Below are 13,121 nucleotides of genomic sequence, written 5' to 3'. Positions count from 1 at the left end.
GGAACGGACGCCACCCCCGCTATCTGTTAGATGTGCCGGAGGTACCGCTGGGGTGAATCGAGGAAGTTGCGCCAATTGGTGATGAGGTCCAGGTCTTCCCAGGCGCGCTCCCGCAGCCCCCAGGGGCCAGCTTCCAGGATCTGCGCACCCGGAAGCGCGGCGAGCAGGGGCGAGTGGGTGGACATCACCACCTGTGAGTTTCCTTCCGCGAGCAAGTCCTTCAATATCGCCAGCAGGCTGAGGCAGCCGGAGAAGGACAGGGCGGATTCCGGTTCGTCCAGGACCCATAGTCCGCGTCCGCGGAACCGGCTGACCGCCAATTCCAGGAAGGACTCCCCGTGTGACATGTCGTGGAAGGCGGCGTCCGGGCCGCCGGGGTTGTTCTCCAGGTACGTAAAGAACCCATGCATGGTCTCGGCGCGCAGGAAATACCCGCGGCGGGTGGCGCCCGCGTTCCGGACCAGTTGCAGGTGCCCGGCCAGTACTGATTCGGTGGGCCGGGTGGAGTGCCGGGCGCCCGTTGACCCGCCTTCCGGGGACAACCCGTACGCCAGGGCGATCGCCTCCACCAGCGTGGACTTACCCGAACCGTTCTCCCCCACCAGGATCGTCGCCGGGGCAAGGTCCAGGCCATTCTCCAGGATCTGGGCCACAACTGGCAGGTCGGCCGGCCACCGGCCGCGGTCCAGGACGTTGCCGGGGTTCTCCACCAGCCGCCGGATGGGATAGGTGCCGGGATCCATGGACCCATTCTCACAGGAAAAAAAGTTCAATCCGCACCCATCCGCAGGCATCCCGGTTCCGAATCCCGGTGGAGATGATCTCCCAAAGCTAGGAGGGACAATGGATGAGGCGGACCAGCAGGCCCTGACCGGCGCGGTCATCAGGCTGCACAACCTGGACATCGGTGCGCTGTGGCTCGACTATGTGGCCCTCGGCGGCGACGCCTCCGAGCAGGACATCCGCAATTACAGCCTGGAAGCCGGGGCGCTGCCGGAAAAGGAACGCGATGCCTTGTCCCAGGCCGTCAATGAGAGCTGCGCCGAGGCGGAGCTGGTGGTCAGGGCGCCATACAGCAGTTCCCCGCTGACGGTGCTTCCCGTGGAGCCCAAGGATCCCTATTCGTCGAAGTAGGTGATCGTCTTCGCGCCGCCGGCAACAGAGGACACCACCAGGGAAGCGACGTCCCGCAGCTTCATGTTCCTGCTGTTGGAGGCTTCCCGCAGCACCTTGAACGCGTCATCCTGGCTGCACCGGTTCTGCGCCATGATGGCACCGGTGGCCAGGTCGATGACAGTCCGCGTCTGCATGGCGGCGCTCAGGCCGTCTTTGGTGTCCTGGAGCTTGGCCATCCGCAACGTCAGCGCCAGGCCTTTCGCAGCCTGTTCTGTGAAGGCCTCGGCCATGGCAACGGCATCGGGTCCAAAAGCGTCAGGCTGCCCGCTGTACAGGACCAGCACACCACGGTCCTCACCCTCGAGCTGCAGCGGCATGGCCAGCACGGAACAGGCACCCTGATGTGTGGCCGCGGCGGCGTAGTCCGGCCACCGCGTTTCTTCCCGCAGGTCGCTGACGTGGATGGTGGATCCGCTGCCCACCGCGGAATCTGCCGGCCCCTGGCCGTACTTGAGTTCAAGCTGGTCAAGCATCCTCGCCTTGGTGTCGCTGGCAGCCGCTGCTGTGGGTTTCTTGGGACGGCTGACGGAGATGCCGCAGAAAAGCTCCCGGCCTACGCTGCCCAGCCGGGCTACCGCGTAGAGGGCAAGACTGTCCAGGAGCCGGACCACGTCAGGACTCTGCAGGACAAGGTCCTGCACATGGGCTGCAACATCGGCAAAAACCTCGCCACCCGAAACCCCGGTGTCAACCACAAGTCTTCCCTCCCGGACACAATTGATGAGCCATGGCACACCATGGCCGCCCACTGCCGAACGGTAGTCCTCAGCGTACCCGCGGACACCCCGTAAGGTGTCAATCATGAAGCTCGCCTCCAGCAATGGCGGAACCTTCCGCGGAACCACCCTGGCCGTGGACGGCACCCCCGTGCACCGGTTCCTCGGCATCCCCTATGCCCAGCCTCCATCAGGGGACCTGCGCTTCCACCCGCCGGCTGCCCTCCCCGGATGGACCGGCGAGGTGGACGCCACCGGGTACGGCCCCGCAGCACCCCAGAACCCGGACGCCGCGGATCCGGGCGAGGCCCCGCTGGCCTGGAGCGAAGACGGCTGCCTAAACCTCAACGTCTGGACGCCGGACACCGGCGGCCCCGCCCGGCCTGTGATGGTCTGGATTCACGGCGGCGCCTACGTGACAGGGGCCAACAGTGACGGAATGTATGACGGCGCCCGCCTCGCCGCAGCGACGGACACGGTGGTGGTGGCCATCAATTACCGGCTGGGAGCGCTCGGCTTCCTCCACCTGGCGCATCTGCTCGGCGAGGGCTTCGGGGATTCGTCCAACCTCGGCCTGCTGGACCAGCTGGAGGCGCTGCGCTGGGTGCGTGACAACATCGCAGGGTTCGGCGGCGACCCGCATAACGTGACCCTGTTCGGGGAATCGGCGGGCGCGGCAGCCATCGGCACCCTGCTGGGCATGCCGGCGTCGGAAGGCCTCTTCCGGCGGGCCATCATGCAAAGCGGCACCGCGGAGCGTTTCCGCACACCGGAGGTGTCTGCGCGGGTGACTGCTGAATTCCTGCGGCTCTGCGGCCTGGACGAATCGACGGCCGGTGAGATGGCCGCACTCCCGGCGGAACGGCTGCTGGCCGCCCAACAGCGGATGCAGGAGCGGATCGCCGCCGAAAACTACGCGGTGCCGCTCCCCTTCCAGCCAGCGGTGGGAACCCCTTCATTGCCGGAACCTCCACTGGACGCCGTCCGGAACGGGCTTAACAGCGGCGTGGACCTGCTGGTGGGCACCAACCTCAACGAAGGGTCCTTCGCCGTCGAAATGCGCCCGGACCTGCCGGACGATCCCGGCTACCCGGACCGCGCAGCCGCGGTCCTGTCCGCCGGCGGCCTGCCGGGAGACTGCGCCCCGGAATACGCGGAAGCACTGGCGGGCGTGCTGAAGCGCGAGCCCCGGGGCAAGGAGCTGCTGGAGGCGGCCATTGCCGATTCGGTGTACCGCCAGCCCAGCAACAACCTGCTTGATGCGAGGCTCCGGCCAGCAGGCAGCGCAGGGCACGGCGGGACGTTCGCCTACCTGTTCACCTGGCCCAGCCCGGCCATGGGCGGGAAGCTGGGGTCCTGCCACACGCTGGACATCCCGTTCGTTTTCCGGCACCTGGACTCTCCGGACGCCGCCTACCTGACCCGGGGCAAAGCTCCGCAGGCCCTCAGCGACGCCATGAGCGGAGCCTGGGCGGCGTTCGCCCGCAACGGGACTCCGGCACAGCCAGGCCTGGCCTGGCCGGAATACGGGCAGCGACGCCACACCATGGTCCTCAACGACCCGCCCCGGCTGGAGGCCGACCCACGGAGCGGGATCCGGATGTTTTTTGCCGCGAACCAGGTCAGGCAGCAGCCAGTGAGTTAAGGGTGTCCCTGAGGCCCTTCAACGCGGGGTCGCGGAGCTGCATGAACAGTGGCTTCAGGAGCGGCTGGATGATCTTGGCCGGCCCCTTGATGCTGAACTCGGCCGTGTACTTCACCACCGAACCGGCGCCATTGGGGCTGACATCGATGGAATCGAAGGAGACCACGGTCTTGTTCTCCCCGCGCAGCTTGATATGGCTGCCCGTCAGCTCGATGACCTCGTAGATCAGCTTCTGGCGTTTCCCCCGGAACTCAGCCTCAGCATGGTACTTGTGTCCCACGGCTACGGGTCCGGGCGTGATCTTGTCCATCACGGGGGTGCCCGGGTCCCACTTGCTGGTGTTCTCGAATTCACTCAGGAAGGCAAACGCCTTCTCAGCGGACAGTTTGGTTTCCACACTTCCGGCGACTGTGATCATCACCCCAGTCTAGGAGCACCCTGCAGCTGGGAGGCAGCCATCTTGTAGCAAAGTGTGCCACCCAACTGCCGGGGGCTGATCCACAGCTCGTATCCGTCAGCCGCCGTGAACAGTTCCCGGCCGCCGGCCGCGTCCCCGGCGAGCCACACGGCGGACGAGTCCGGCATGGCGTTGTCCACCACGCCGGAGCGCACCGTCCGGTGGCCCAGGCGGACCTCCACAGGGACTCCGATCAGGCGCGCCCACTCCGAATACGGGTACGAATCCACGGCACCCCTCCTGCCTAGCAGGACTCGAAGTCGCTGAGGACCTTGACTTTGCCGGCCGAGGCGGAGCCCGGGTCGAAGGTGTAGCCGATCCATTCCTTCGCCAGCCTGCGGGCCAGCTCGATGCCCACCACCCGCTGGCCCATGGTGAGCACCTGGCAGTCATTGGACAGCACCGAGCGCTCCACGGAGAACGAATCGTGCGCCGCCGTGGCGCGGATACCTTCCACCTTGTTGGCGGCAATGGCCACGCCGATTCCGGTACCGCAGAAGAGGATGGCGCGGTCGGCAGCGCCGTCCCGGATCATTTCACCGGCAGCGATGCCCACGTACGGATACGGCCTGGTGAAGTCCTCCGGCGAATCACCGCGGTTGACGCCGATGTCGATGACCTCGCTGACCCGGGGATCGTTGCGCAGGTCCTCCAGCACCCTGTCCTTGTAGTCGACGCCGGCTTCGTCCGCGCCAACAATCAGCCTCAGCCCCATGGCCTGCCCTTCCGTGCTCATGCCCCGATGCTTTCCCGGGAAGCGTTGTCCTGTGCTGCCGGGATGTTCCCGGCGAAATGCGGCCCCATGACGCCGAACACCATGGCCAGGGAGGTGGCCCCGGGGTCAGCGGTGCCCAGGCTCTTTTCTGCCAGCGGCCGGGCCCGTCCCTTCAGCGGCAGCAGCTGGGCTGTGGCTTCGGCGGCGGCAGCAGCCTCCCGGGCGGCAGCGGCCCAGGCGTCCTCCGGAGCCGTCCCCTGCGCCACCTGGCTGCTGAGGAAGGAGGTGAACGGCAGCAGCGCATCCACCATGGTCTTGTCGCCGATTTCGGCCTTGCCCAGTTCGACAATGCGGTCCGCAAAGGCGGCCACTCCGGCAGCGAGCTCCGAACTTCCGGGGACGGTGGTGTTGCCCACCGTTTCACCGAAGGCGCGCAGCCCCGCACCCCAAAGCACACCGGACGTGCCGCCGGCCTTGTCCGCCCAGGCGTCACCGGCAGCGGCGAGCACGTCGCCCGCTCCGGCACCGAGGCCGTAGGCAGCAGTTGCCGCGGCGGCCGCAGCATCTACCCCACGCACCATGCCGCGCCCATGGTCACCGTCGCCGGCAATGGCGTCCATCCGGCCCAGCCGTTCTTCGGCCCCGTGCAGCGAAGCCTGGGCGGCCGCAAGAGCCCCGACGCACGCGGCAGCGTAGCCGCGGGAGGCGTCCGTGGCGACGTACGCCGATGCGGAGGCACCGCCGTCGTACGTTTCCTCTCCGGACAGCGCCCCGGCCTCCGCCGACGCAGTGCCGCGGCGGTAGGCGGGCGTTTCAGCGGGGGCAACCCACAGCGCCTCAAGTTCGTCATCGAGCCAGGTGACGGTCAGCGAAACACCGGCCATGTCCAGGCTGGTGACCAGCTCGCCCACTTCCGGCATCACCAGCGTGTAGCCCGCGCCGCGCAGCAGCGGTGCCACGGCGGCCCACAGAACGAACAGTTCCTCGTGCTTGGTGGAGCCCAGGCCGTTGAGGATGACGGCGATCCGCTCCCCCGCGCCAGACGGGGTTTCGGCGAGCACCCTGGCCACCAGTTCCTGCCCCAGTTCCTTGGCGGACGGCAGGTCCGTGTCGTGCAGGCCGGGCTCGCCGTGGATGCCCAGGCCCAGGCCCATCTGCCCCTCCGGCAGTGAGAACAGCGGCGACTCCGCGCCGGGGAAGGTGCAGCCGGCGAAGGCGGTGCCGATGGTGCGGGTCAGGCTGTTGGCCTTGCGGCCCAGCCGGACCACCTCCGCCAGGTCCGCACCCGTTTCGGCGGCGGCGCCCATCACTTTGAAGACGGTGAAGTCACCGGCGATGCCGCGGCGTTTGTCGATGTCCGACGGCGGGGCGCTGGCGATGTCGTCCGTCACCAGGACGTTCTCCACGGCGATGCCCTCGGCGGCCAGGCGTTCGCTGGCCATCCCGAAGTTCATTACGTCGCCGGCGTAGTTGCCGTAGGTGAAAACGACGCCGGCGCCGGACTCGGCTGCCTTGGCCACGGAGTAGGCCTGCTGAGCGGAAGGCGAGGTGAAGATGTTGCCCACCACGGCGCCGTCGGCAAATCCCGTGCCGATCAGGCCGGCAAAGGCCGGGTAGTGGCCGGAACCGCCGCCGGCAAGGACAGCCACTTTGGGCCGGGCGGGCCGGTAGCGGCGGACCGCACCGCCGGAAACCTGGCGGACCAGTCCGGAGTGGATGTCGCAGAAGCCGGCGAGGGCTTCCTCGGCGAAGTCCGAGGGGTCATTAAAGATCTTTGTCATGGTGGGCTCTCTGGCGTGGGAGTGGTCCGGAAGGGCTGCGGGGCCCTTAGTGCATGTGGCTTCCGCCGTTGATGTCCACCACGGTCCCGGTCAGGTACGCGGAATCCTCGGAGGACAGGAAAGTGATCACGGAGGCCACTTCCTCGGTGGTGGCGTTGCGGCCCAGCGGGATGCCGGCGTTGATGGCGGCTTCCTGTTCGTCGGTGCTGCCCACGCGGATGTTGGTGTCCACGGCGCCGGGGGTGATGGCGTTGACGGTGACGCCGGTGGTGCCGAGTTCACGGGCCAGGGCCTTGGTGAAGCCGAGGATGGCGGCCTTCGCAGCAGAGTAGGGGACTTTGCCGAAGACGCCGCCGCCGCGCTGGGCGGATACGGAGGACATGTTCACGATCCGGCCCCAGCCGTTTTCGATCATGTCCGGCAGGAACGCCTTGCTCACCAGGTAGGTGCCGGTGGCGTTGACGTCCATGACCTTGTGCCAGAGCTCGAGGGTGGTTTCCAGGAACGGAACCGGCGAGGTGATGCCGGCGATGTTGGCCAGTGCGCCGACGGGAGGGAGGTTGCCGGCGGCGACCTCCGATGCGACGGCGGCCTGGGCGGCGGTCACGGAGGCCTCGTTAGCGACGTCGATCTCGTGGCCGAACGCGGGGACGTTGAATTCGTTGCCGATCTCGGCGGCGACCTTGGCTGACTTTTCGCCGTCGAGGTCCAGGATGACGACGGCCCAACCCTCACGGGCGTAGCGCCGGGCGGTGGTGATGCCGATGCCCCGGTCCGAGGTTGCTCCGGTGAGGACGGCGGTGCGCTGGATGGTGGTCATGATTGGTGCTCCTTGGATTTGTTTTGGTGCATCGATTGCTCCCTACCGGCTCCCAACCTTCGCAAGCTCAGGTCTGGGCCCTCGCCGGCAGGGGCCCACGTAATTGCCGTTATGGGCCCAACGGCATCTACGTAGGTGGGTTTAGAGAAGGTCGGTGATGAAGCTTGCTGCCTTGGCGGCAGCGGCGGGGCGTTCGTCATTGGTGACGTCCCGGGTTTCGAGTTCGAGCGAGAAGTGGCCGGCGTAGCCCTGGGCGGCGAGCCGTTCCAGGCCGCCGGCGAAGTCCGCCTGGCCGTTGCCGATGCTGAGGTTGATGTTCCCCGGCACGGCGTCCCGCAGGTGCACGTGGCTGATGCGTCCCGCATGGAAGTCCAGGTAGTCCTGGATGTCCTCGCCGGACGCCACGATGTGGCTGAAGTCCATGACGATTCCGACGCCGGAACCGGCCAGGCGGTCCGCCAGCAGTCCCGCGCGCTCCAGGTTCCAGCAGAACCGGAGGAAGTGGAGGGACTCGGTCCAGAGTTCGACGCCGAACTTGGCTGCGCGTTGTCCGGCACCGAGGAGCTGGGCGGCGATGAGGTCCAGGTCCTCACGTTCGCTGCGCACCGATTCATGGGTGAGGGCGCCGCAGGGCAGGACCAGCGCCTTCGCGCCGATGTTGGAGGTCAGGGTGAGCAGGGCGTCGAGGTGCCGCTGACGCGCTGCCTGGGCATCGTCGTCGAGCACTGCATTCAAGTCTCCGATGTCCCCGTTCACGGAACGGACCCGGAGTCCGGAGGCGTTCACCTGTGCCGAGACTGCGGCAACGGCGGCCTTATCCAGTTCATGGGGCACGTGGTCGCAAACGCCGGGCAGGGCACCGAGGTCGATCTCCTCGAACCCCAGCTCCTTTATGGTGCGCAGCGCCGCACCGAGGTCCTGGTGCCGGAAGCTGATGGACGAGCATCCGAGGCTGGAGTGGAACATCTTTGATCCCTTGGTTCGTACGAAGCGGTAGTGATGCCGACCACACTAGCTTCGTTAACTGTCAACAGTCAACCCGTGAAGTTGACTGTTGACAGTCACCATGATGCGGGTCACACTGGGGATATCATTTGTTAACAGTCGACAGCGGCGACTTCCTGAGGCCGCTTTTCGAAAGGGAACCCAACATGAGCAAAGAGGCTCTGACCATGCGCGGTCCGGTCCACGGAACCAAGGACGCCAGGCGCGTTGCCATTGGCTCCGGTGTGGGCGCTGTGATCGAGACGTATGACTTCATCGGTTTCGGCACCGCCGCCGCCCTGTACTTCGGAACCGCGTTCTTCCCCACCGGCGATCCCGTCACCGGCACCCTTGCCGCCTTCGCCACCCTGGGCGTTGGCTTCGCCGCCCGTCCCCTGGGCGGCATCATCGGCGGCCACCTGGGTGACAAGGTGGGCCGCAAGCCCGTGCTGGTCACGTCGCTGATCCTCATGGGTGTGGCCACGTTCCTGATCGGCCTGCTACCCACATACGCCCAGGTTGGCCTGCTGGCCCCGGCATTGCTGGTATTCGTCCGCATCGTGCAGGGCCTGGCCTTCGGCGCTGAATGGGGCGGCGCCATCCTGATGAGCTACGAGCACGCACCCTGGAAGTCCAAGGGCAAGTACACCGGCATCGTCCAGGCCGGCTTCCCGGTGGGCCTGCTGCTGGCCAACCTGGTCTTCCTCGTCAGCGTCAACCTGGGCGGCGAGCTGGCCTGGCGCGTTCCGTTCCTGGCCAGCATCGTGCTGGTGGCTGTCGGCCTGATCATCCGCTCCAAGGTTCCCGAGTCCCCGGTCTTTGACGAGGTCAAGGACAGCGGCGACATCGTGAAGTCGCCCATCGTTGAGGTCCTCAAGACCGACTGGCGCAACATCGTCAAGGGCATCGGCCTTCGTGTGGCCGAGACTGCCGGCTACGCCGTATCCATCACCTACATGATTTCCTACCTGCACACCGAAAAGCTGGCGGACAAGACCGAGACCCTGGTAGCCCTCTGCATCGCTTCAGCCATTGGCATCTTCGCCACCGCAGCCTGGGCCCGCCTGACCGACAAGATCGGCCGCCGCCCCCTGTACATCTGGTCCTGCGCGTTCGCCGTGCTCTTCGCGGTCCCCATGTTCCTGATGGTCAACACCGGCCTGTTCATCGCCATCATCCTCACAATCGTGATCTCCTACGCGGTCTGCCAGAACTCGCTCGCCGGCGCCCAGGGTGCCTGGTTCCCGGAGCTTTTCCAGGCGAAGACCCGCGCCTCCGGCGCCAGCCTTGCCTACCAGATCTCGGCCATGGTTTCCGGCTTCACCCCCTTCATCACCACCCTGTTGTTCGTCAGCTTCGGGTGGATGGGCCCGGCCATGCTGTTCGGCCTCTACGCGGCAGTGGGCCTGTGGGCCGCCGTCGCCACCCGGGAAACCTGGGGCAAGCGGGAGCGCGAACTGGCCGAGGAAGCCACCAAAAGCACCCCCAACACCGTCAACGCCTGAATGACCGCGCACCCAACAACCACGGAGCACGAAATGCCTACAGATACCGTCCAGGAGACCCCGCAGGGGCAGACACTGCAGGAACAGACCCGGCAGGCCGCGGTAACCCCGGAACGGGTGGACAAGATCAGCGCCGCAGCGTACCGGATCCGGCACCACGCCCTCAACATGGGCGAAGTCCAGGGCCAGGGCTACGTGGGCCAGGCCCTCGGGGCCGCCGACATGCTGGCCACCGTGTACGGGGACCAGCTGAACTTCCGCGCCGAAGACCCGCACTGGGAAGCCCGCGACCGGTTCCTGCTTTCCACCGGCCACTACGCGATCGGCCACTACGCTGCCCTCGCCGAAGCCGGCATCGTCCCGGTGGCGGAGCTCGAAACCTACGGCTCCGACGATTCGCGGCTGCCGATGTCCGGGATGTCCACGTACACCCCCGGCATGGAAATCTCAGGCGGTTCCCTGGGCCACGGCCTGACCATCGCCGTTGGCATGGCCCTGGGCCTGCGGTACCAGGGCTCCGGCGCCCGGGTGTTCAATTTCCTCTCCGACGGTGAACTCGACGAGGGCTCCACGTGGGAGGCCGCCATGGGTGCGCACCACCACCAGCTGGGCAACCTCACCGCCATGGTGGACATCAACGCCCTGCAGGCCGACGGCAAGACGGACACCGTGCTCCGCACCGAACCGGTGACGGAGAAGTGGGAATCGTTCGGCTGGTACACCCAGCGGGTGGACGGGAACGACGTCGGTGCGCTGCTCGCAGCGTTCGACAACGCAGCCTCCCAGGCCGCCGCCATCGGACGTCCTTCCGTGATCCTGTGCGACACCAAGGTGGGCCGCGGCGTTCCGCTGCTGGAGGACCGCGAAAAGGCGCACTTCATGCGCATCGAAGAACACGAATGGCAGGTCTGCCGCGAGCAGCTCACCGCCGGCTACGAAGGAAAGGCTTCAGCATGAGCACCACCACCGAGGCCCCCGATACCGCAGCAGCGGCTGCAACACCCGCCAAGCCCAAGCTCAAAACCTCGGCGATGATCGCGTCCTTCGCCGACCCCGGCCAGAAGACCGCGTCCGCGCCGTTCGGGCACGCCCTGGTCAAAGCCGCGCAGGAGAACGACAGGATCGTGGGCCTGACGGCGGACCTGGGCAAGTACACGGACATGCACATCTTCGCCAAGGCCTTTCCGGAGCGGTTCTTCCAGATGGGCATGGCAGAGCAGCTGCTCTTCGGTGCCGCCGCGGGCCTGGCCGAAACCGGTCTGGTGCCGTTCGCGTCCACCTACTCGGTGTTCGCTGCCCGCCGCGCCTACGACTTCCTTTGCCTGGACGCCGCGGAACCGAACCTGAACGTCAACATCGTGGGCGGCCTGCCCGGCCTGACCACCGGGTACGGTCCCAGCCACCAGGCCACCGAGGACATGGCGATCTTCCGCGGCATGCCCAACCTGACCATCGTGGACCCCTGCGACTCGGTCGACATCGAGCAGGCCGTGCCGCAGCTGGCAGCGTCCGAGGGCCCCACGTACCTGCGGCTGCTCCGCGGAAACGTGCCCACCGTTTTGGATGAGTACGGCTACACGTTCGAGCTCGGCAAGGCCAAGGTGCTGCGCGGCGGCAACGACGTCGTGTTCATCTCCTCCGGGCTGATGACCATGCGTGCCCTGCAGGCGGCGAAGGCCCTCGCGGCCCACAACGTGGACGTCGCCGTGGTGCATACGCCCACCATCAAGCCGTTCGACGCCGAAACAGTGCTGAAGGAGATCAACACGGACAGGCTCGCCGTCACCCTGGAAAACCACTCCGTGGTGGGGGGCCTGTTCGAAACCGTTGCCTCCGCCGTCGTCACCGCCGGCGTGGGCAAGCGCGTCGTTCCCATCGGCCTTCCGGACCAGTTCCTCGACGCCGGCGCCCTCCCCACCCTGCACGACCGGTACGGGCTCGCCACGGACCGCATCGTGACGAAGGTCCTCGCCGAACTCGGCTAGCAGGCCGGTAACCCGGCAGAAAGCACGGCACCGGTCCCGGCCGGTGCCGTGCTTTCTGCCGTACCATCGAACTACGACTGTAAACAGTCGACTTATGACACTGAGGACGGATGCCATGGCCGGACTGACAGCCCCGCTGCTGGGACTGCAAAAGAAGAGCCTGCGCGAGCAGGCCCTCTCGGCGCTGCGGACCGCCATCACCAGCGGCGAACTGGCACCGGGCCGGCACCTGGTGGAAACCGAACTGTCCGAGATGCTGCAGATCAGCCGGGGCACGCTCCGGGAGGCCTTGCGGCAGCTGGAGCAGGAGGGCCTCCTCTCCGCGGGCCCGCGTGGCCGCCTTTCGGTACGCCACCTGGACGAGAAGGAAATTCGGGACATCTATGCCGTCCGCGCCGCGCTGGAATCGCTGGCTGCCCGGACGCTGTGCGAGCTCGCGGACCGCCAGCACGTCACCGAGTCGCTGCACGCCGCCATTGACGCCATGGGTTCGGCGACCGGCGGCACCCTCGAAGAGCGGATCGAATCGGACCTCGAGTTCCACCGGACCCTGTGCCGCCTTACCGGCAACGAAACCCTCCTCCACTCCTGGGAGTCCCTCGAAGGGTCCATCCGGATGTCCATCATGTTCGCCGGGCTGGAAAAGGGCGTCAGCAACATGAGCGTTGACCGCCACCGGGACATTGTGGCCGCCATCGATACCGGCGACGCCGGGCTGGCGCGGAAAACCATCCTCGAACACATGGACACCGCCGCCGCGAACCTCGTCTCCTAGGCCGCATGTGCAGCCACGTCCCTGGGAATCACTGCGGACCGTCAACCGTTAACTTACTGTGCGGTAGGAAACCCGCCAGTGGTTAGGGATGTGATGAGCGCAAAGTTTGAATCAGTAGAAGACGACGCCGGCAAGGTCACCCGATACGTCCGGCACGCCAATGGCGGTGGCTTCGTTTCGCCCGGGGCCGTTGTGGCCGAGAGCGCCCGGATCGGCCCCATGACTTACGTGGAACACGGCGCGGTGATCGGCGCCAATTGCCGGATCGGACACGGCAGCTGGGTTGACCGCGAAGCCAAGATCGGCGCGCGGACGGTGATCGGCGACGGCGTCCGCATTGGCCGCGCCACTGTGATCGGCAACCGCGTCCACATCGGCAGCCATTCGCGGATCGGGTCCAGCGTCCTGGTTGAGCATGGCGTGCACCTGGATTCGGACAGCACCGTGACGGACGGCAGCGAAGTCCTTGCCGGCGCCCATTCCCGCCTTGCCCGGGCGAAGCACCGTCCACACCGGAAAACAGGGGGCGGCCTGGCCGCCTAGGCCCGGCGCCGGGCAGCCA

Annotated in this window: 15 protein-coding genes; 7 read left to right on the top strand and 8 right to left on the bottom strand. The window is 66.9% G+C overall.

Annotated features, from left to right (window positions below):
* Positions 1-26: 26 nt before the first annotated feature.
* Complete coding sequence (locus ACHL_RS02065) at positions 27-743, bottom strand: AAA family ATPase (protein ID WP_015935644.1); 717 nt, start codon at positions 741-743, stop codon at positions 27-29.
* A 100-nt stretch (positions 744-843) separates the two neighbouring features.
* Here ACHL_RS02065 and ACHL_RS02060 point away from each other — a divergent pair, with 100 nt between their 5' ends.
* The gene (locus ACHL_RS02060) at positions 844-1,134 is read left to right on the top strand and encodes a hypothetical protein (protein ID WP_015935643.1); all 291 of its coding nucleotides are present in this window, start codon (positions 844-846) and stop codon (positions 1,132-1,134) included.
* On the opposite strand, the gene ACHL_RS02055 is transcribed toward ACHL_RS02060, so the two are convergent.
* Positions 1,119-1,979: a GAF and ANTAR domain-containing protein gene (locus ACHL_RS02055; protein WP_139187354.1), complete on the bottom strand. Its 861-nt coding sequence runs from the start codon at positions 1,977-1,979 to the stop codon at positions 1,119-1,121. The genes ACHL_RS02060 and ACHL_RS02055 overlap by 16 nt on opposite strands.
* Here ACHL_RS02055 and ACHL_RS02050 point away from each other — a divergent pair.
* Complete coding sequence (locus ACHL_RS02050) at positions 1,978-3,537, top strand: carboxylesterase/lipase family protein (RefSeq protein WP_015935641.1); 1,560 nt, start codon at positions 1,978-1,980, stop codon at positions 3,535-3,537. The genes ACHL_RS02055 and ACHL_RS02050 overlap by 2 nt on opposite strands.
* Here the strand turns inward: ACHL_RS02050 and ACHL_RS02045 are convergent.
* The 6 genes from ACHL_RS02045 to ACHL_RS02020 form a co-directional block, all read right to left on the bottom strand.
* Positions 3,515-3,955: an SRPBCC family protein gene (locus ACHL_RS02045; protein ID WP_015935640.1), complete on the bottom strand. Its 441-nt coding sequence runs from the start codon at positions 3,953-3,955 to the stop codon at positions 3,515-3,517. The two genes, ACHL_RS02050 and ACHL_RS02045, sit on opposite strands and share 23 nt — an antisense overlap.
* Positions 3,955-4,224 (bottom strand): hypothetical protein, encoded by a 270-nt coding sequence (locus tag ACHL_RS02040; RefSeq protein WP_015935639.1) that lies wholly within the window; start codon positions 4,222-4,224, stop codon positions 3,955-3,957. Before ACHL_RS02040 ends, ACHL_RS02045 begins: the two co-directional genes overlap by 1 nt.
* Positions 4,225-4,238: 14 nt before the next feature.
* Positions 4,239-4,730, bottom strand: a complete 492-nt coding sequence (locus tag ACHL_RS02035; protein WP_015935638.1) for an RpiB/LacA/LacB family sugar-phosphate isomerase — start codon at positions 4,728-4,730, stop codon at positions 4,239-4,241.
* A complete protein-coding gene (locus ACHL_RS02030; protein ID WP_015935637.1) occupies positions 4,727-6,490 on the bottom strand; it encodes a dihydroxyacetone kinase family protein in 1,764 nt (587 codons plus the stop codon). The genes ACHL_RS02035 and ACHL_RS02030 overlap by 4 nt, the downstream gene beginning before the upstream one ends.
* A gap of 46 nt (positions 6,491-6,536) precedes the next feature.
* Positions 6,537-7,310: an SDR family NAD(P)-dependent oxidoreductase gene (locus ACHL_RS02025; protein ID WP_015935636.1), complete on the bottom strand. Its 774-nt coding sequence runs from the start codon at positions 7,308-7,310 to the stop codon at positions 6,537-6,539.
* 141 nt (positions 7,311-7,451) lie between these two features.
* Positions 7,452-8,276, bottom strand: coding sequence for a sugar phosphate isomerase/epimerase family protein (locus ACHL_RS02020; RefSeq protein ID WP_015935635.1), 825 nt, complete (start codon positions 8,274-8,276; stop codon positions 7,452-7,454).
* A 185-nt stretch (positions 8,277-8,461) separates the two neighbouring features.
* Here ACHL_RS02020 and ACHL_RS02015 point away from each other — a divergent pair, with 185 nt between their 5' ends.
* The 5 genes from ACHL_RS02015 to ACHL_RS01995 all read left to right on the top strand — a co-directional run bounded on the left by ACHL_RS02015 (position 8,462) and on the right by ACHL_RS01995 (position 13,102).
* Complete coding sequence (locus tag ACHL_RS02015; protein ID WP_043793695.1) at positions 8,462-9,799, top strand: MFS transporter; 1,338 nt, start codon at positions 8,462-8,464, stop codon at positions 9,797-9,799.
* A gap of 33 nt (positions 9,800-9,832) precedes the next feature.
* Entirely contained in the window at positions 9,833-10,756 is a 924-nt protein-coding gene (locus ACHL_RS02010; RefSeq protein WP_015935633.1) for a transketolase, read from the top strand.
* Positions 10,753-11,784 carry a transketolase family protein gene (locus ACHL_RS02005; RefSeq protein WP_015935632.1) on the top strand — a complete coding sequence of 344 codons (1,032 nt, stop codon included), beginning with the start codon at positions 10,753-10,755 and terminating at the stop codon, positions 11,782-11,784. Before ACHL_RS02010 ends, ACHL_RS02005 begins: the two co-directional genes overlap by 4 nt.
* Before the next feature lie 115 nt (positions 11,785-11,899).
* On the top strand, positions 11,900-12,559 hold the full coding sequence (locus tag ACHL_RS02000) for a GntR family transcriptional regulator (protein WP_015935631.1): 660 nt from the start codon (positions 11,900-11,902) through the stop codon (positions 12,557-12,559).
* Positions 12,560-12,652: 93 nt separating this feature from the next.
* Entirely contained in the window at positions 12,653-13,102 is a 450-nt protein-coding gene (locus tag ACHL_RS01995) for a DapH/DapD/GlmU-related protein (protein WP_015935630.1), read from the top strand.
* Positions 13,103-13,121 lie beyond the last annotated feature (19 nt).

The sequence above is a fragment of the Pseudarthrobacter chlorophenolicus A6 genome (assembly GCF_000022025.1).
Classification (GTDB): Bacteria; Actinomycetota; Actinomycetes; order Actinomycetales; family Micrococcaceae; genus Arthrobacter; species Arthrobacter chlorophenolicus.
This window is presented reverse-complemented; position numbering and strand designations above follow the sequence as displayed.